Below are 16,804 nucleotides of genomic sequence, written 5' to 3'. Positions count from 1 at the left end.
ATGAGCGATTTCACTACGGTAGAAGTGAGCCACGACCCACGTGGCTTCGCCACCTTGTGGCTCAGCCGCGAGGACAAGCACAACGCCTTCAATGCCTTGATGATCCGCGAGCTGAACATTGCCCTGGGGCAGCTGGCCGATGACGCGGGCGTACGCTTCGTGTTGCTGCGCGGGCGGGGGCGGCATTTCAGTGCCGGGGCCGACCTTGCGTGGATGCAGCAGTCGGCGCAGCTGGACTTCAACACCAACCTGGATGACGCACGCGAGCTGGGCGAGTTGATGTATGCACTGCACCGCATCAAGGTGCCGACCTTGGCGGTGGTTCAGGGCGCCGCATTCGGCGGTGCCCTGGGCCTGATCAGTTGCTGCGACATGGCCATTGGCGCCGATGACGCCCAGCTGTGCCTGTCGGAGGTACGCATTGGCCTGGCGCCGGCGGTCATCAGCCCCTTCGTGGTCAAGGCCATCGGCGAGCGCGCAGCCCGCCGTTATGCACTTACGGCAGAGCGCTTCAGCGGGGCGCAGGCGCAGGCGCTTGGGTTGTTGGCCGAGGTGTACCCGGCCAGCCAATTGGAGGCCAACGTGGGTCAGTGGGTTGAAACCCTTTTAGCCAACAGCCCCCAGGCGATGCGCGCGACCAAGGAGCTGCTGCGCGAGGTCGATGGCGGTGCCTTGAGCCCCGGCCTGCGTCGTTATTGTGAGAACGCCATCGCGCGCATTCGTGTAAGCGCCGAGGGCCAGGAAGGCCTGCGGGCGTTTCTGGAAAAACGCCAACCTGCCTGGCAAGCCAATGCAAACAAGGAGCCACACCCATGAACCGCCCGCCATTGACAACGTTGCTGGTGGCCAACCGCGGCGAAATCGCCTGCAGGGTGATGCGCACCGCCAAGGCCATGGGCCTGACCACGGTGGCCGTGCACAGCGCCATCGACCGTAATGCCCGGCACAGCCGCGAAGCCGATGTGTGCGTGGACCTGGGTGGCAACAAGGCGGCAGACAGTTACCTGCAAATCGACAAGCTGGTGGCGGCGTCCAAGGCCAGCGGTGCCCAGGCCATTCACCCGGGCTATGGCTTTCTTTCGGAAAACGCAGACTTTGCCCGCGCAGTCGAAGCCGCTGGCTTGATGTTTCTGGGCCCGCCAGCGTCAGCCATCGACGCCATGGGCAGCAAGTCGGCAGCCAAGGCCTTGATGGAGGCCGCAGGCGTGCCGCTGGTGCCGGGCTATCACGGCCAGGCACAGGACCTGGAGACCTTCAGGCAAGCCGCCCGGCACGTGGGCTACCCGGTCTTGCTCAAGGCCAGCGCCGGGGGTGGTGGCAAGGGCATGAAGGTGGTCGAGGACGAAAGCCAATTGGCCGACGCCCTGGCGTCGGCGCAACGCGAAGCCCTGTCATCATTTGGCGATGCGCGGATGCTGGTGGAAAAGTACGTCTTGAAGCCGCGCCATGTGGAGATCCAGATTTTCGCCGATCGCCACGGTCACTGCCTGTACCTCAACGAGCGCGACTGCTCGATCCAGCGCCGTCATCAGAAGGTGGTCGAGGAAGCCCCTGCCCCAGGCCTTTCGGCAAATCTGCGCCGCGCCATGGGCGAGGCGGCAGTACGGGCGGCCCAAGCGATTGGCTATGTTGGGGCCGGCACCGTGGAGTTCTTGCTCGACGCCCGTGGCGAGTTCTTTTTCATGGAAATGAACACGCGCCTGCAAGTGGAGCATCCCGTCACCGAGGCCATCACCGGCCTGGACTTGGTGGCCTGGCAGATTCGTGTGGCCTGCGGTGAGCCCCTGCCCATCACTCAGGACCAGGTCCCGCTCAACGGTCATGCCATCGAAGTGCGGCTGTACGCCGAAGACCCTGCCAATGACTTCTTGCCGGCCACTGGCACCCTGACGCTGTACCGGGAACCGGCTTGCGGTGCAGGCCGGCGCGTGGACAGCGGTGTGAGCGAAGGCGATACGGTGTCGCCCTTCTACGACCCGATGCTGGGCAAACTGATCGCCTGGGGCGAAGACCGGGAACAGGCTCGCCTGCGTTTGCTGGCCATGCTGGATGAGTTCGCGGTAGGCGGTGTCAAAACCAACATCGCCTTCCTTCGACGCATCCTGGCCCATCCTGCATTCGCAGCAGCCGAGCTGGATACCGGCTTCATCCCGCGTCATCAGGATGTGCTGTTGCCCACCGCGCAGGCCTTGTCGGATGAGGGCTGGGAGGCTGCAGCCCAGGCGTGGTTGCAAAGCGAACCGCCCCGCACACGTTTGGATGACCCCCACTCCCCATGGGCCCAACGAGACGGGCTGCGCCTGGGGGCGGGCACCTCGACGACTGTGCATCTGACCCGCAACGGCCATGATCAGGTCATTACGCTCAACCAGACGTCCCAAGGCCTGTGGGGCCTGCAAGGCGATTGGCTGATGCGAGAGCAGTCAGGCCTGCGCACTCGCCACCTGGCCATTCGCAGAGGCGCCAGCCTGTATCTGCACTGGGACGGAGAGCTCCACACCTTCGAGGCATTCGACCCGGTTACCGAAGCGGCCATCGACCTTGCCCACCAAGGCGGCCTGACCGCTCCCATGAACGGCAGCATCGTGCGAGTCTTGGTAGAGGTAGGCCAGGCGGTAGAAGCGGGTGCGCCGCTGGTGGTGCTGGAAGCCATGAAAATGGAGCACAGCATTCGGGCCCCCAAGGCCACCACGGTCAAAGCCTTGTTGTGCCAGGAAGGCGACATGGTCAGCGAAGGGGCAGCATTGGTCGAGCTGGAATCTTGAGCGCCTCGGGGTCGCGGTGCCCGACGGCCTGCGGCCCTTGCCTCACCGCTCGGGCCACGTGGCCTCAGAACGCGCCGTGTACCCGCACCACCACCCCCAGGAACTCGCAGCCGGTTTCGCACAGCACCGTGGGGTAACGGGTGTTCAACGGCTTGAGCATCTTGTCACCGCCTTCTTCGACCAACTGGCGTAGCACAGGCGCTTTGCCAGGCTGGCGGGCAATCACCAACCGGCCGGGCTCGGCTGGCAAGCCGGTGTCGACCAGCACACGCATGCCTTCCGGCACGCTCTTGCCGCTGGCGGCGTTCATCGAGTCGTTTTCCACGGCAAGCCAGAATGCATTGCCCGCAGGCATGTAGTCGGTCTGCTCATGTACCTCACTGGTTTCAGGCAAGGGGCCCTGCAAGTCCGCCCACTTGAGCACTGGAAAGCGGAAGCTCGCATAAAGCAGGGCCTGTGCGGAAACAGGCGGCTCAGCGCCGTAATTGCCGGGAGATTCACGCACGAGGTCGCGCTCGACCACCATGACCTGCGCCTCCAGAAAGACCAGCCCGAGCTTTTCCAGTTTTTCGTTGATGGTCTCCAACGTAGGGCGGCGCGTGCCGCGAAGCCAGTGCCCTACCCCACCCTGCGTCATGCCCAGGCGCTCGGCCAGTTTCAACTGGCTGAGGTTGTGTTCGCGCTTGTAGCGCTTGAGAAATGCATTCCAGTTTTCCATGAGCGGCAACAATACGGACTGTATTGGAAGCAGCAATACACAATCTGAATTATTTATTTGGCGCTAGAAAATACAAATTGACCTATGCTCTGAGTTCATTGTGTTTGACGAGAACCTGGAAGGTATCGCAATGAAACATCCGAAAAACGACGAAACAGATCTCGACAGCGAAGCCGCCCGCCGCGCGCTTGATTATTACCTGAACCCCAACCCGCCGCGTCCCACGCCCGAAAACAGGATCTGGACGCTTCACGAGGGCGTCACACGCGATCAAGCCCAGGAGCACGCCATCGCCCTGCTGCGCTGTGCGGCGGCAACCGCCCAGGAAACCGCCACCCACCAGCATGGTAGCCAGCGAGAACTGATGTTTGCGTTGATGCACATGATGGACATGGCTCGCGCGCTGCTGGAACACCAGCGCACGGCAGACCCCGCCGATTGAGGCAGGTAGTGGAGAATGCGAGGGGTCAAAGTTGGCGCATGGCGTGTGAAGCCAAGGCCCTGGTTTGGGGGACAAGGAAGCGCAGCGGTAGGTATTCTACCGTCATGTATAAAAAAATCATTTGACTGGCAAATGATAACGATTATTATTGCACTCAGCTGATCGCGAGATCCGCTGGATAACCCGGAGCTTAGGTCGCTCTCGGATTATCTCCTCATCAGGCTAATCACGGTTTTTGACCCAGCTTTTTGCTGGGTCTTTTTTTTGGCTCTTCAGGCTAATGAAGATCGTGATGGCGGCGATGGTAGCAAAAGTGTTTCCAAGGGTGAACGGCCATTACAAAAGTTTGCCGGTTCAGCACTTGAGAATCAATCTCGTTCAGCTTAAGCTCAGCGTCACGGATACTCTCCCAGATGCTCGCTTCAGCAAGGAACTGCTCATGACCCGCATGCTCTTGCGCCTCCCCACGCCCTTACCCAAGCACGCTGCCGATAGCGATGCTGCCCTGTTGCTCGCACTCAAGCGCCTGCCACGCGCTGTGCGCCAGGTGTTTCTGCTAAGCCGTCTCGATCAGTTGGCCCAGGCCAGGGTCGCCACACGTCTTGGCTTGCCGCTACGCAGTGTCGAGCGTCTCATGGTGCAGGCGTTGCTCGCCGTCCAGCCCCGCCCCGATGCCCCGACGCGCCAGGCAGCACAGTGGTATGTGCGTTTGCAGAGCCCGGACGTCACCGCATGCGAGCGTATCGACTTTCGTCGCTGGCTGGACGCCTCGCCCAACCACCTGCAGGCGTTCCACGCCACCGAGCTGTGCTGGCGCAGCTTGTACGAGCCTGCACTGGCCCTGGGCCGCGATGGCTGGTATCGCAAGGGTCGCGCTGCCCTGGCGCTGGGTGGTTGCTCCTTTGCTGCCGCGCTGGGCATGGCCGTATTGATCATGCTGGGGCTGTGGGCGTGAAACGGTTGCCAGCGCACGCGTCTTGATGCTCGCGACCTCACCACAGCGCGATATCGTACGTCAGGTACAGCCGATTGCTGTCACGGCCACGCGCAAAGTCCGAGCGGTACACGTAGTTGCGCAGCTTAACGCCAAGCCCTTTGGCGGGGCCTGATTGCACGACATACGCAAGCTCTGCATCGCGCTCCCACTCGCTCAGACCCGCCGCGCCAGAACGGCCGTTATCGCCGCTCAGGTAGCGGGTCATGAAGGTCAACCCCGGCACCCCGGCCGCTGCGAAATTGTAGACATAGCTCGCCATCCAGGTCTTTTCATCTTCTTCGATGAACTTGCCAATGCCCACGTTGCTGAATGAATACACCGTCGCCCCGCTGATGTACGGCAGCCCCGCTTCGCCATTGAGCGCTTGATAACCTGCACCGAACGTGTGGCCGGAATGCGTGTAGGCGATTTGCCCGCTGAGCATGTCATTGTCGATCGGGCCACCGTAGGCCGCACCGGTGCTTTTGCTTTTGAAATAGCGCAGGTCCGTTGTCAGGACACCGCCAGCCAGCGCATGGTCGTGAATCACCCCGGCGAAGTCCTGACGATAGAAATGCTCGAGCTGACCGTGATAGTAGCTCAGGCGCAGCTGTTTGCTGACGGTGTAGTCGGCGCCGGCGAAGCTGAAGTCTCCGGCTTCGCCGCCACTGTAGCCGTCCAGGTACAGGCCGGTGCTGTTCGAAGAATCGCGCTGTTTGAAACGGGTCAGGTGCCCTGCCGTGAGGTTCAGGTTATCGATTGCGGCACTGGTGACCTGCGTACCCTGGTAGGTTTGCGGCATCAAGCGAGCATCGTTGTGCACCAGCACTGGGGTCTTGGGCAACAAGGTGCCATGCCTGACGACGTTCTGGCCAACACGCGCCTTGAAGGTACCGCCCGCACTGGCGAACGCGTCGGCGGCCCGGCCGTCGTCATGCACAGGCAACAGGCCCGTGCCACTGCGGCCACGCCCCGAATCCAGGCGCACGCCCAACAAGCCCAGTGCATCGAGCCCCACGCCGAGGGTACCGGGGGTGTAACCCGACTGATAATCGAGCAAGAAGCCCTGCGCCCACTCGGTACGCTCGCTCTTGGCGGTGGCTGCGGCGCGGGGGCTCATGCCCTGTTCGTCGCGAAAGTTTTCGTTGAAATAGACATTGCGTATTTGCAACTTGAGCTTGCTGTCATCGATGAAGCCAGTAGCGCCGGCCACAGGCAGGCAGCCGCAGAGCAGGCCACACGTGGCCCCTCGCACGAGGGTCAAGGACATGATCGGTACTCTATTGTTGTTTTTGGGGTGTCAGCGATGGCGGGCGCCTGGCGCCCGCACCATTCAGACGAAGAACGACAACGCACCGGTCAACACCGCCAAGGCGGTGATGACCAGCGAAGTGAGCACTGCCCACTTCACCGTGGCCTTCTGGAAGTCGCCGATGTCCTTGTCCACCATGCCCACCAGCAGCAGGGTCGAGGCGACCAACGGGCTCATCAAGTGCACCGGCTGACCAAGCACCGAGGCGCGGGCGATTTCAACGGGGTCGATGCCATAGGCGGCGGCAGCATTGGCCAGGATCGGCACCACCCCGAAATAGTACGCATCGTTGGACAGCACGAAGGTAAGCGGCATGCTGGTCAGCGCCACCACCAGCGGGAACCAGTGGCTCCAGGCTTCCGGGATCCAGTCCACGAGGGTTTGCGCCAGGGCATCGACCATCTTGGTGCCCGAGAAGATGCCGGCGAAGATACCAGCGGCGAACACCAGCAGCACCACGGTCATGGCGTTGCCCGAATGGGCCAGGATGCGTTCTTTCTGCAGTTCCAGTTGCGGGTAGTTGATCATCAAGGCGGCAACGAAACCGATCATGAACAGGATCGCCGCGTGCATCAGGCCCAGCACCAGTGCGGTCATGACCACAATGACCAGCACCAGGTTCACGTAGGCCAGACGCGGACGCTTGTGGGGCGTGTCACCCAGGATTTCCTTGATGTAGCAATTGCCGCCGCCGGACTCCAGGGCCACGTTGCCGATGCGGCGTCGCTCGGCACGCCCCAGCAAGTAGGCGGTGAACACCACCCAGGCAGCCCCACCGATCACTGTGGGCAGCATGGGAATGAAGTAGTCGGTGGCATCGAGCCCAAGCGCTGCGATGGCACGGGTGGCAGGCCCGCCCCAGGGGCTCATGCCACTCATGATGCTCAACGACAGCATCGACACCGTTGCCAGGATCATCGGGTTCATGCCGATGCGCTTGTACAAGGGCAGCATGGCGGCGCAGGTGATCATGTAGGTGGTGGTACCGTCACCGTCCAGTGCCACCAGCAGCGACAGCAATGCAGTGCCAATGGCGATCTTGATGGGGTCGCCGTTGACGCGCTTGAGGATCTTACGGATCAGAGGGTCGAACAGGCCGGCATCGATCATCAAGCCGAAAAACAGGATGGCGAACAGCAGCAAGGCGGCCGACGGGGCCACCATTTTCAGCCCGTCGAGCATCATCTTGCCAAGGTCAGGCGCAAAGCCCCCCACCAGCGCGAAGACGATCGGTACGACCGTCAAGGCGACGATCGGGGACAGGCGTTTGCTCATGATCAGGTAGGTGAACGTCACCACCATGATCAAGCCCAGGAGTGCGAGCATGGCTTTTCTCTCTTGTTTTTATCCGGGTTGGGCAGCCGATGGCGCAGACGAGCCCCCTACCCGCGCGCGTTCCTGCACGCGGGTTGCTGCGTTTTGAGTTCAGGGTGTAGCGGACGTCTTAGCCGTGGTGGCCTGGCTTGGCGACCCAGGCGGCGTCGGGGCCTACCGTGGCCGGTGCCTGCTCGACCACAGGCTCGCCATTGAGGCGACTGAGCAGAACCTGCTTGTCACACGCATTCTCGGAAATCGACACCACCACGGTGGCCACGGCATTGCTGGCAAGGCTCGTGAGGGCGCGGGCTTCGGACATGAAGCGGTCGATACCGATCAGCAGGGCCAGGCCTGCCAGCGGAATGTCATGGACAACGGTCAGGGTCGAAGCCAAGGCCACGAAGCCGCTGCCGGTCACGCCCGCTGCGCCTTTTGACGACAGCAGCATGATCGCCAGCATGGTCACCACCTGGCCCAGGCTCAGGTCGATGTTGCAGGCCTGGGCAATGAACACGGCGGCCAAAGACAAGTAGATCGCCGTGCCGTCGAGGTTGAACGAGTAGCCGGTGGGCAGTACCAGGCCAACGACCCCCTTCTTGCAGCCAAGCTTTTCCAGCTTCTCCAGCATGCGCGGCAACACCGGTTCCGTGGAAGAAGTGCCCAGTACCACCAGGAACTCTTCGCGGAAATAGCGCAGCAGCTTCCACAGGCTGAAACCATGGGCGCGGCAGATGCCGCCCAGCACGACCAGCACGAAGAACGCACAGGCGATGTAGAGCGTGCCGATCAGCTTGGCGAGCGACCCCAGCGAGGTCACGCCGTACTGCCCGACCGTGAACGCCAGGGCCCCGAACGCACCGACCGGTGCGAAACGCATGAGGTAGCCGAAGATGCGGAACACCATGGTCGAGACCGCTTCCAGCACATCCAGCACCGGCTTGCCCTTCTCGCCCATGGACGACAGCGCGAACCCGCTGAGCACGGCGATGAACAGCACCGGCAGCACTTCACCCTTGTTGAACGCCCCCATGAAGGTGTCCGGGATGATGTGCATGAAGAAGTCCACCACGCCCAGCTTGGCGGCCGAGGCGGTGAACTGGGTCAACCCTTCGGTGCTCAGGGTGGCCGGGTCGATGTTCATGCCGACCCCTGGCTTGAACAGGTACACCGCGGCCAGGCCGATGATCAGGCTGACGATGGTCAGCCCCAGGAACAGCAGCAGTGTCTTGCTCATCAGGCGCCCGAGCGAGCGCTTGTCGGTCATGCCGGCTATACCGGTGACGATGGTGCAGAACACCACGGGCGCGATCATCATCTTGACCAGCTTGATGAAGGCATCGCCCAGAGGTTTGAGCGCAACGGCCTGTTGCGCCCAGAAGTGACCGACCACTACACCCAGCAGGACGGCGCAGAGGATCTGGAAGTACAGCGATTTGGCAAGTTTCATGAGGCATCACCCATTGTTCATATTGTGCGGATGCGCTTGTTGCAAGGTGCCGCGGTCAATCCATGCAGGTGGCTAGCCAGCCAACCTGCGCAAGGTAGGCGCGTAGACGAATCCTGAAAACAGCCGCCGGGCAGTACGTACCACCGAGGCTTGCAAGGTCTTGCCATCGGCGCCGCTGCGTGACAACGCGACGTCGATGCCACCGCTTGGATGCTCAAGGCGAACCTGGCTCAATTCCAGGGCGTGTTCACCCAGCAGATCCACAATGACGCTGCCAGGGCTGACACAGGCAGTGGCCAGCCCTACAGCACCCGTGATCGCCAGGGCACGGTGGCAATTGTGCGGCATGAAGTAGCGCACCTGGAGCGTGCCGTCGTAGCGCGGCTTGGACACCAGCACTGGCTTGGGTATCACCATGCCACTGACGTCGCCCAGGCCCATGGCCTTGCCGGCTTTGAGCCGCAGCGCTTCAAGGCGCTTGAGCAGAGGGCCGTTGGCGTCGAGCTCGTCGGGCGTTTCGGCGCCGGTCATGCCCAGGTCACTGGCCTGGATGACCATCATGGGCATGGCCATGTCGATACAGGTCATCGGCACGCCATCGATCACATCCTTGGCTTGCCCGGTAGGAAAGAGCTTGCCGGTCTTGCTGCCAACCGCATCGAGGAAGGTCAGGTGCACCGGCGCGGCGGTGCCCGGCACGCCATCGATGGCGGTACGCCCTTCATAGCGCACGATGCCACCTGGGGTTTCCACCAGCGAGTTGACGAAGGTGCCAGTGTTCAGGTTACGGATGCGCACCAAGGTCTTGCCTTCCTGGCCCTTGACCAGCCCCTGCTCGATGGCGAAGGGGCCGACCGCGCACAGCATGTTGCCGCAGTTGGGCGCAGTGTCCACGCGGCGCTGGGCGACCATCACCTGCACGAACAGGTAATCGACGTCGGCGTCGGCATGCAGCGACGGGCTGATGATCGCGACCTTGCTGGTCTGCGGGCTGCCGCCACCGATACCGTCGATTTCCAGCTCATGACCGGACCCCATCAGGTCGATGAGCAATTCATCGCGCTCGACCACATTGGCAGGCAAGTCCCACGCATGGAAAAACGGCCCCTTGGAGGTGCCGCCGCGCATGAGTACGCAAGGAATTCGTTGCATGATTTCGCACTCTTGTTGATCAATGGACATCATTGATGCCGTGAGCAAAAGAGTGACAGGGATGGATAAATCATTCCAATGCAAATATCGTAGTGATTATTCCGTTTCACAAAACAATAATAGGCATTTTTGGTGAGGAGGTGACTGGTGGAATATGAGCTTCAAGACATACGATCTTTCGTCAAAATCGCCGAACTTGGGAGCTTTCACGAGGCTGCCGAGGTATTACACCTGTCCCAACCGGCTCTGAGTCGACGGATCAAGAAGCTAGAAGAAGGTCTGGGCACGTCGCTGCTGGAGCGCACTACGCGCCGCGTCAGCCTGACCAGCGTGGGCCGTGATTTTCTGCCCAAGGCCAGGCGCTTGCTGGACGACTTCGAGGATTCGATTCTCAGTATCCGGGAGTTGGCCGAGCGTCAGACCGGGCAGGTGACGCTGGCCTGTATCCCGACTGCAGCGTTCTATTTCCTGCCGTCGGTGATCCGCGACTACAACGACCAATACCCCAAGATCCGCATTCGTCTGTTGGACCTGAGCGCCAATGATGGCCTGGAGGCCGTGCTGCGGGGTGAAGCCGATTTTGGCATCAACATGATGAGCGGCCAGCACCCGGACATCGAGTTCGTGTCGTTGGTGCAGGAGCACTTCGTGCTGGCCTGCCGGCGCGATCACCCTCTAGCGAACCGCGATGCGGTGACCTGGACCGAGCTTGCCGACTACCGTTTGATCGGCGTGGGTCGATTGAGCGGCAACCGCATGCTGCTCGACCACGCCCTGGCCGGGCTGAACCTGCGGCCCAAATGGTTCTACGAAGTGCAGCACCTGTCCACGTCGTTGGGCATGGTCGAGGCCGGCCTTGGCGTCTCGGCCATGCCTAGCCTGGCCATGCCCAGTGCAGACCACCCGACCCTGGTAAGCGTGCCGTTGATCGAGCCGGAGGTGACCCGCACCTTGGGTCTGGTCTACCGCCGCGGCGCCTCGCTGTCGCCGGCGGCAGAGAAGTTCGTGTCGATCCTGCTGGAGAAATGGCCGAACCGGTGAGCATGAAACATTCTTAACGCCGCTTAATTTAGCGCCGGGCCAGGCTGCCAATAAGCTGCCCGTTTTATCTGGAGTATCCCATGCTGAAAACGCTGTCCTGCACGGCACTGCTGGTCGCCACCTTTGCCTGCTCTGCCGCAGAACCCACCCATGACCAGGCCACCACGCTGACCGTGCTCAGCTCCGGCGGCATCATGGGTGCCATCCGCGGCGTTGCACCTGCCTATGAACACACCTACGGGGTAAAGCTGAACGTGCTTGCCGCGCCATCGATGGGCCAGACCCCGCAAGCCATCCCGAACCGGCTGAAACGTGGCGAGCCGGCCGATGTGGTGCTGATGGTGGGCTCGGCGTTGGACAAGCTGGTTGCCGACGGCAAGGCCGACCAGGCAAGCCGCATCGACCTGGGCAAGTCGTTCATCGCCATGGCCGTGCGCAAAGGCGAGCCCAAGCCGGCTATCGGCACGATGGGCGAGTTGCGTCAGGTGCTGCTGGATAGCCCTTCGGTCGCCTACTCCGACAGCGCCAGCGGGGTCTACCTGTCAAAGACCCTGTTCCCGAGCATGAACCTGGGCGAAGGCTTCGCCCACAAAGCCCATATGATCCCTGCCGAACCCGTCGGCAAGGTGGTCGCACGCGGTGAGGCAGCCATCGGGTTCCAGCAGCTGAGCGAGCTCAAGCCGGTGCCCGGCATCGACATCGTGGGGCTGATCCCGGCCGAGGGGCAAAAGATGACGATGTATTCGGGTGCGGTGGTTGCCAACAGCCAGCACCGGGCGGCGGCCCAGGCGCTGCTTGATTACATGGCCTCTGCCCAGGCGGACGCCGCTATCGAGAAAAGCGGCCTGACCCCACTGCCGCACTCGGCTCACTAAGCTTCGACGCTCGGCCAGGGCATGTGGGTAGAAGGCGTGCCCTGACGGCGTGCCGCAGCGTCTGAGACCCATCCTTCCTCCTTCCCAAGGCCGTCGCGATGCAAGACATGCTGCAAGAGATTCTCGACCAGGTGCGCCCACTGCTAAGCCAGGGTCAGGTCGCGCAATACATCCCTGCCCTGGCCCAGGTCGACCCTAACCAGCTTGGCATCGCAGTGCAGGGCCTTGATGGCCAGTTGCACTGCGCAGGCGATGCCTACACGCCCTTCTCTATTCAGAGCATTTCCAAGGTGTTCAGCCTGGTCCAGGCGATCAACCATAGCGGCGAAGACATCTGGTCGCGCTTGGGCTACGAGCCCTCGGGCCAGGCCTTCAACTCGCTGGTGCAGCTGGAGGTGGAAAAGGGTCGTCCGCGCAACCCGTTCATCAATGCCGGCGCACTGGTCATCTGCGACATCAACCAGTCACGCTTCGCCACCCCTGCCCTGTCGATGCGCGACTTCGTTCGCCGCCTGGCTGGCAACCCGCGCATCGTCAGCGACACGGTGGTGGCCGAGTCCGAATACCAGCACCGCGCGCGCAATGCCGCGATGGCCTGGCTGATGACTGCGTTTGGTAACTTTCATAACGACGTGGACGCCGTGCTGAGCAGCTACTTCCATCACTGCGCGCTGTCGATGAACTGCGTCGACGTGGCCCGGGGCTTTGCGTTTCTGGCCAACAGCGGCTATTGCCCCCACAGCGGTGAACACGTGCTCAGCGCACGTCAGGCCCAGCAGGTGAACGCGATCATGGCCACCAGCGGCCTGTACGACGAAGCCGGCAATTTCGCCTATCGCGTGGGCCTGCCGGGCAAGAGTGGCGTGGGCGGTGGCATCGTGGCAGTGGTCCCCGGGCGGTACAGCATCTGCGTCTGGTCGCCAGCGCTCAACGCTTCTGGCAATTCACTGGCAGGTATCCGTGCGTTGGAATTGCTGAGTGAGCGCATCACGGGGTCGGTTTTTTCGGCGGTGCCTTGAGGGTCGTATTTCTGTGGCGGCCGTAATCTACTGCAGCAACTGCCGAACAACGTCCTTCGCCTGCCTGGACAGTGGCACGGAGTAAGGCGCAGTTTGTTGGTTACGACGGCCTTCCTTGCGCATTTCAAGCTGCAACTGTTTGACCACTTCGGGCGGAATCGTCCATAGGCCCCCGCCGCAGGTCGAACTGATCCGGGGTGGCCAGACGCAGCTCGCTGGTGCGCACGCCCGTCAGTGACAGCAGGCGCAAGCCTAGACGGATCTGCAATGCACCACCGTACCCCCGACAGCCTCAAACAGTCCAGGAAGCTCTGACACCCGCAGCAAGGGGTTGTGGACCACAGCCGGCTTAGGCGCGACCAGCACATCGAGATCCGGCGCAGGGTTCTGCTCCAGCCCTGGTGCTTTGACCGAAGCGAAGCGAAACAGCTGCTTGAACCACATCCGGACCTTCTCGGCCACGGTGTAAGCTCGGCGCCGCTCGATCTTGGCCAGCACTTCCAGCAGGTCATGCCGCTTGACCGCAAAGATGAAAAATTTGCCCACTACAGGCAACACGTAGTTATCAAAGATGCGCTGGATCTGCTACAGCGTGCTCTGCAGGCCCTTCTTGAGCACACCACTGCGGTGCTTGAATCACAAGCCGTACATCGCCTGGAAGGTGTTTTGCTCTGCGAGATTGTGGGTGTGGCGCTGGTGGGGCCGGTGCATACAGGGATTGGGATCTGGGGCGATCAGCCGCCGCGCTTCGTCGCGCAGTGAGCGTTCCTGCCCAGGCCGACTTCGGGGTAGGTACCGAGGGGCATGCGTTTTTGCTTGCCAGCCCATGAATAGCGAAAGTGCCAAGATTTACCGCCAGCCCGCTCACGCCAAGTGACAGGCCGTCGCTATTTCCGAGGGTGTAGTCCTTGCCGGTGGAATTGGCTTGGCGAAAGGTTGCATCTCAAAGTGCGATGTACGAGCTCCTGAACATGAAATTCAGGGCTAGATGCTCGTGACGCTCGACGCTCCTCTCCAGCACAAACCGCCACAGTGAGAGTCCGAATTTCATGGACTAATTTGTGGACTAAAAAAGTCCGGATGCCCATGGATCGGCGCGGCTTTGACTGAAACGAAAAAAGACGCCTAAGCGTCTTTTTTCAATGACTTACAGACTTCCATGGAACTCTGTAGATCGATATTTGGAGCGGGAAACGAGACTCGAACTCGCGACCCCGACCTTGGCAAGGTCGTGCTCTACCAACTGAGCTATTCCCGCGTCGTGATGGGTGCCATTTTAGCGATATCCAAAACCGCGTCAACCCCTTGATTCAAAAAAACTTTTATTTCTGCTCCGAGCCTTCGCGCAGGTGCGGCCAGGCGGCCACCAGGTAGTGCACCATCGACCAGAGGGTCAAACCCGCTGCCACTAACAATAACCCGTAACCCAGAATGACCCAGAAAGTCACCGCTGGCGGATTGCCCAGCAGGATCACCAACGCCAGCATCTGTGCAGCCGTCTTCCACTTGCCCAGGTTGGACACGGCCACATGGGCCCGCGCGCCCAGCTCGGCCATCCACTCGCGCAGCGCCGACACCACGATCTCGCGACCGATGATGACTGCAGCGGGCAATGTGAGCCAGAAGTTGGCGTGGGTTTGCACCAGCAGTACCAGCGCAACGGCGACCATCAGCTTGTCGGCCACCGGGTCCAGGAACGCACCGAACGGGGTGCTCTGCTGCAACCGACGCGCCAGGTAACCATCCAGCCAGTCGGTGGCGGCGGCGACGGCGAATACGCTGCTGGCGGCCATGTAGCTCCAGTGGAACGGCATGTAGAACAGCAGGATGAAAATCGGGATGAGCAGAACGCGTAGAACGGTGAGCAGGTTTGGAATATTCATCGGTACGACTGGCTGCGGGTTGAACCCGGCATTCTACTCGCTATGCAGGCTGGCATAAATCGACTCGGCAAGCTTTTTACTGATGCCCGGTGCCTTGGCAATCTCGTCGACACTGGCGCGGTTGAGCTCTTGCAGGCCGCCGAAATGTTTCAGCAAGTCGCGCCGGCGCTTGGGCCCGACGCCTGCCACATCCTCCAGGCTCGACACTCGCCGGGCCTTGCCGCGACGAGCACGGTGACCGGTGATCGCGAAGCGGTGAGCCTCGTCGCGGATCTGTTGGATCAAGTGCAGCGCCGGCGAATCGCCCTTGAGGGTGAATTCGTTGTGCACATCGTTCAGGTAAAGGGTTTCGAAGCCGGCCTTGCGCGTAACGCCTTTGGCCACGCCAAGCAGGGTCAGCTCACTGAAACCCAGCTCCTGCATCACATCGCGCGCCATGTTCAACTGGCCCTTGCCCCCGTCCACCAGCAGTACGTCCGGCAGCTTGCCTTCGCCATCACGGATGCGCCCGTAACGACGGGTCAGGGCCTGGTGCATGGCGGCGTAGTCGTCGCCGGCAGTCACGCCTTCGATATTGAAGCGCCGGTAGTCCGACTTGATCGGCCCCTCCGGCCCGAACACCACGCAGCTGGCGACCGTGGCCTCGCCACTGGAATGGCTTATGTCGTAGCACTCCAAGCGCTGCGGCACTTCGTCCAGGTCCAGCACTTGAGCCAGTGCGTCGAAGCGTGCGGCCATGTGTTGGCGGTTGGCCAGGCGTGCGTTGAGCGCCTGCTCGGCATTGGTCACTGCCAACTGCTGCCAGCGCGCGCGGGTGCCACGCACTCGGTGACTGATGGTCAGCTCGCGGCCGCGCAGGGCGTTGAGGGCTTCGGTGATGGCCTCGAAGTCCTCGTGCACCACGTTGACGATCAGCTCCCCCGGCAACTCACGCTCCGGGTTGCCGACGTAGTACTGCGAAACGAAAGCCGCCATCACCTCGGAGACGTCTTCCTCGATACCGACCTGCGGGAAGAAGTTCTTGCTCCCCAGCACACGCCCACCACGGACGCTGATCATGTGGACGCAAGCGCCACCAGGGTTGACGAACGCGGCGATGACGTCGACCTCGCCGCTGCCCCCTTCGATGTATTGCTGGTCCTGTACCCGGCGCAGCAGGCCAATCTGGTCGCGCAGTTCGGCCGCCTTTTCGAAATTGAGGTCCATGGCGGCCTTTTCCATCTCGGCATTGAGCTCGTTGCCCAACTGCTGGCTGCGCCCTTCCAGGAACATCACCGAGTGGCGCACGTCTTCGGCATATTCCTCGGCGCTGACCAGGCCGGTACAGGGCCCCTTGCAGCGCTTGATCTGGTATTGCAGGCACGGGCGGGTGCGGTTGGCGTAGTAGCTGTCCTCACATTGCCGTACCAGAAAGGTCTTCTGCAGCACGCTCAGGCTCTCGCGGATGGCCCCGGCACTTGGGTAAGGGCCGAAATAGCGCCCCTTGGCTTTCTTCGCGCCCCGATGAATGCCAAGCCGTGGAAACTGACCGTCGGAGAGGAATACATAAGGGTAGGACTTGTCGTCACGCAGCAGGATGTTGTACGGCGGGCGCCACTCCTTGATCAGGTTCTGCTCCAGCAACAGCGCCTCGGTTTCGTTGGCGGTGATGGTGGTTTCCACCTGAGCGATGCGGCTGACCAGCGCAGCGGTCTTGGGCGCCAGCCCGGACTTGCGAAAATAGCTGGCAAGGCGCTTCTTGAGGTTCTTGGCCTTGCCCACGTAGAGCAGCCGCGCATCGGCATCGAACATTCGGTACACACCCGGGCGACCACTGCAGGTCGCCAGGAATGCGCTGGCATCAAAGACTTCAGACAT

Annotated in this window: 15 protein-coding genes, 1 tRNA gene and 1 pseudogene; 8 read left to right on the top strand and 9 right to left on the bottom strand. The window is 61.9% G+C overall.

Annotated elements, in window-relative coordinates:
* Positions 1-816: a gamma-carboxygeranoyl-CoA hydratase gene (locus CRP40_RS03615; protein ID WP_027916226.1), complete on the top strand. Its 816-nt coding sequence runs from the start codon at positions 1-3 to the stop codon at positions 814-816.
* Positions 813-2,765, top strand: coding sequence for an acetyl/propionyl/methylcrotonyl-CoA carboxylase subunit alpha (locus tag CRP40_RS03610; RefSeq protein ID WP_027916227.1), 1,953 nt, complete (start codon positions 813-815; stop codon positions 2,763-2,765). The genes CRP40_RS03615 and CRP40_RS03610 overlap by 4 nt, the downstream gene beginning before the upstream one ends.
* A 64-nt stretch (positions 2,766-2,829) precedes the next feature.
* Here the strand turns inward: CRP40_RS03610 and CRP40_RS03605 are convergent, their stop codons facing one another.
* On the bottom strand, positions 2,830-3,483 hold the full coding sequence (locus CRP40_RS03605) for a S24 family peptidase (RefSeq protein ID WP_027916228.1): 654 nt from the start codon (positions 3,481-3,483) through the stop codon (positions 2,830-2,832).
* A 130-nt stretch (positions 3,484-3,613) separates the two neighbouring features.
* On the opposite strand from CRP40_RS03605, the gene CRP40_RS03600 reads away from it, so the two are divergent.
* Positions 3,614-3,925 (top strand): hypothetical protein, encoded by a 312-nt coding sequence (locus CRP40_RS03600; protein WP_027916229.1) that lies wholly within the window; start codon positions 3,614-3,616, stop codon positions 3,923-3,925.
* Positions 3,926-4,364: 439 nt separating this feature from the next.
* Positions 4,365-4,880, top strand: a complete 516-nt coding sequence (locus CRP40_RS03595) for a DUF4880 domain-containing protein (protein ID WP_027916230.1) — start codon at positions 4,365-4,367, stop codon at positions 4,878-4,880.
* Positions 4,881-4,917: 37 nt separating this feature from the next.
* On the opposite strand, the gene CRP40_RS03590 is transcribed toward CRP40_RS03595, so the two are convergent.
* The 4 genes from CRP40_RS03590 to CRP40_RS03575 all read right to left on the bottom strand — a co-directional run bounded on the left by CRP40_RS03590 (position 4,918) and on the right by CRP40_RS03575 (position 10,129).
* On the bottom strand, positions 4,918-6,171 hold the full coding sequence (locus CRP40_RS03590; RefSeq protein WP_027916231.1) for an OprD family porin: 1,254 nt from the start codon (positions 6,169-6,171) through the stop codon (positions 4,918-4,920).
* A 63-nt stretch (positions 6,172-6,234) separates the two neighbouring features.
* Positions 6,235-7,539, bottom strand: coding sequence for a citrate:proton symporter (locus tag CRP40_RS03585; protein WP_027916232.1), 1,305 nt, complete (start codon positions 7,537-7,539; stop codon positions 6,235-6,237).
* 118 nt (positions 7,540-7,657) lie between these two features.
* Positions 7,658-8,977, bottom strand: a complete 1,320-nt coding sequence (dctA, locus tag CRP40_RS03580; RefSeq protein WP_027916233.1) for a C4-dicarboxylate transporter DctA — start codon at positions 8,975-8,977, stop codon at positions 7,658-7,660.
* 72 nt (positions 8,978-9,049) lie between these two features.
* Complete coding sequence (locus CRP40_RS03575) at positions 9,050-10,129, bottom strand: 4-oxalomesaconate tautomerase (protein WP_027916234.1); 1,080 nt, start codon at positions 10,127-10,129, stop codon at positions 9,050-9,052.
* A gap of 147 nt (positions 10,130-10,276) precedes the next feature.
* Between CRP40_RS03575 and CRP40_RS03570 the strand changes: the two genes are divergently transcribed.
* The 4 genes from CRP40_RS03570 to CRP40_RS21785 all read left to right on the top strand — a co-directional run bounded on the left by CRP40_RS03570 (position 10,277) and on the right by CRP40_RS21785 (position 13,826).
* A complete protein-coding gene (locus tag CRP40_RS03570) occupies positions 10,277-11,170 on the top strand; it encodes a LysR family transcriptional regulator (protein ID WP_027916235.1) in 894 nt (297 codons plus the stop codon).
* Between the two features lie 80 nt (positions 11,171-11,250).
* Positions 11,251-12,045, top strand: a complete 795-nt coding sequence (locus CRP40_RS03565) for a substrate-binding domain-containing protein (protein WP_027916236.1) — start codon at positions 11,251-11,253, stop codon at positions 12,043-12,045.
* Between the two features lie 98 nt (positions 12,046-12,143).
* Positions 12,144-13,064 carry a glutaminase B gene (gene glsB / locus CRP40_RS03560; protein ID WP_023534785.1) on the top strand — a complete coding sequence of 307 codons (921 nt, stop codon included), beginning with the start codon at positions 12,144-12,146 and terminating at the stop codon, positions 13,062-13,064.
* 333 nt (positions 13,065-13,397) lie between these two features.
* A complete protein-coding gene (locus CRP40_RS21785) occupies positions 13,398-13,826 on the top strand; it encodes a hypothetical protein (protein ID WP_141400897.1) in 429 nt (142 codons plus the stop codon).
* Here CRP40_RS21785 and CRP40_RS22320 read toward each other — a convergent pair.
* The 4 genes and pseudogenes from CRP40_RS22320 to uvrC all read right to left on the bottom strand — a co-directional run.
* Positions 13,799-13,885 (bottom strand): annotated as a pseudogene (locus CRP40_RS22320) (hypothetical protein); the annotation flags it as partial. The gene CRP40_RS21785 and the pseudogene CRP40_RS22320 sit on opposite strands and share 28 nt — an antisense overlap.
* 361 nt (positions 13,886-14,246) lie before the next feature.
* Positions 14,247-14,322, bottom strand: a tRNA-Gly gene (locus CRP40_RS03545).
* Between the two features lie 64 nt (positions 14,323-14,386).
* Positions 14,387-14,947 carry a CDP-diacylglycerol--glycerol-3-phosphate 3-phosphatidyltransferase gene (pgsA, locus tag CRP40_RS03540; protein ID WP_023534788.1) on the bottom strand — a complete coding sequence of 187 codons (561 nt, stop codon included), beginning with the start codon at positions 14,945-14,947 and terminating at the stop codon, positions 14,387-14,389.
* A gap of 33 nt (positions 14,948-14,980) precedes the next feature.
* The gene (gene uvrC, locus CRP40_RS03535) at positions 14,981-16,804 is read right to left on the bottom strand and encodes an excinuclease ABC subunit UvrC (protein ID WP_027916238.1); all 1,824 of its coding nucleotides are present in this window, start codon (positions 16,802-16,804) and stop codon (positions 14,981-14,983) included.

The organism is Pseudomonas sp. URMO17WK12:I9 (assembly GCF_900230165.1).
Taxonomy (GTDB): Bacteria; Pseudomonadota; Gammaproteobacteria; order Pseudomonadales; family Pseudomonadaceae; genus Aquipseudomonas; species Aquipseudomonas fulva.
The sequence above is the reverse complement of the archived record's forward strand: the minus strand, read 5'-3'. Positions and strand labels throughout refer to the sequence as shown.

Coding starts and splice junctions, on each gene's coding strand:
- CRP40_RS03610 (WP_027916227.1), top strand. CDS start 813: ATGAACCGCCCGCCATTGACAACGTTGCTGGTGGCCAACCGCGGCGAA.
- CRP40_RS03605 (WP_027916228.1), bottom strand. CDS start 3,483: ATGGAAAACTGGAATGCATTTCTCAAGCGCTACAAGCGCGAACACAAC.
- CRP40_RS03575 (WP_027916234.1), bottom strand. CDS start 10,129: ATGCAACGAATTCCTTGCGTACTCATGCGCGGCGGCACCTCCAAGGGG.
- CRP40_RS03585 (WP_027916232.1), bottom strand. CDS start 7,539: ATGCTCGCACTCCTGGGCTTGATCATGGTGGTGACGTTCACCTACCTG.
- CRP40_RS03595 (WP_027916230.1), top strand. CDS start 4,365: ATGACCCGCATGCTCTTGCGCCTCCCCACGCCCTTACCCAAGCACGCT.
- CRP40_RS03565 (WP_027916236.1), top strand. CDS start 11,251: ATGCTGAAAACGCTGTCCTGCACGGCACTGCTGGTCGCCACCTTTGCC.
- dctA (WP_027916233.1), bottom strand. CDS start 8,977: ATGAAACTTGCCAAATCGCTGTACTTCCAGATCCTCTGCGCCGTCCTG.
- glsB (WP_023534785.1), top strand. CDS start 12,144: ATGCAAGACATGCTGCAAGAGATTCTCGACCAGGTGCGCCCACTGCTA.
- pgsA (WP_023534788.1), bottom strand. CDS start 14,947: ATGAATATTCCAAACCTGCTCACCGTTCTACGCGTTCTGCTCATCCCG.
- uvrC (WP_027916238.1), bottom strand. CDS start 16,804: ATGTCTGAAGTCTTTGATGCCAGCGCATTCCTGGCGACCTGCAGTGGT.
- CRP40_RS03590 (WP_027916231.1), bottom strand. CDS start 6,171: ATGTCCTTGACCCTCGTGCGAGGGGCCACGTGTGGCCTGCTCTGCGGC.
- CRP40_RS03615 (WP_027916226.1), top strand. CDS start 1: ATGAGCGATTTCACTACGGTAGAAGTGAGCCACGACCCACGTGGCTTC.
- CRP40_RS03600 (WP_027916229.1), top strand. CDS start 3,614: ATGAAACATCCGAAAAACGACGAAACAGATCTCGACAGCGAAGCCGCC.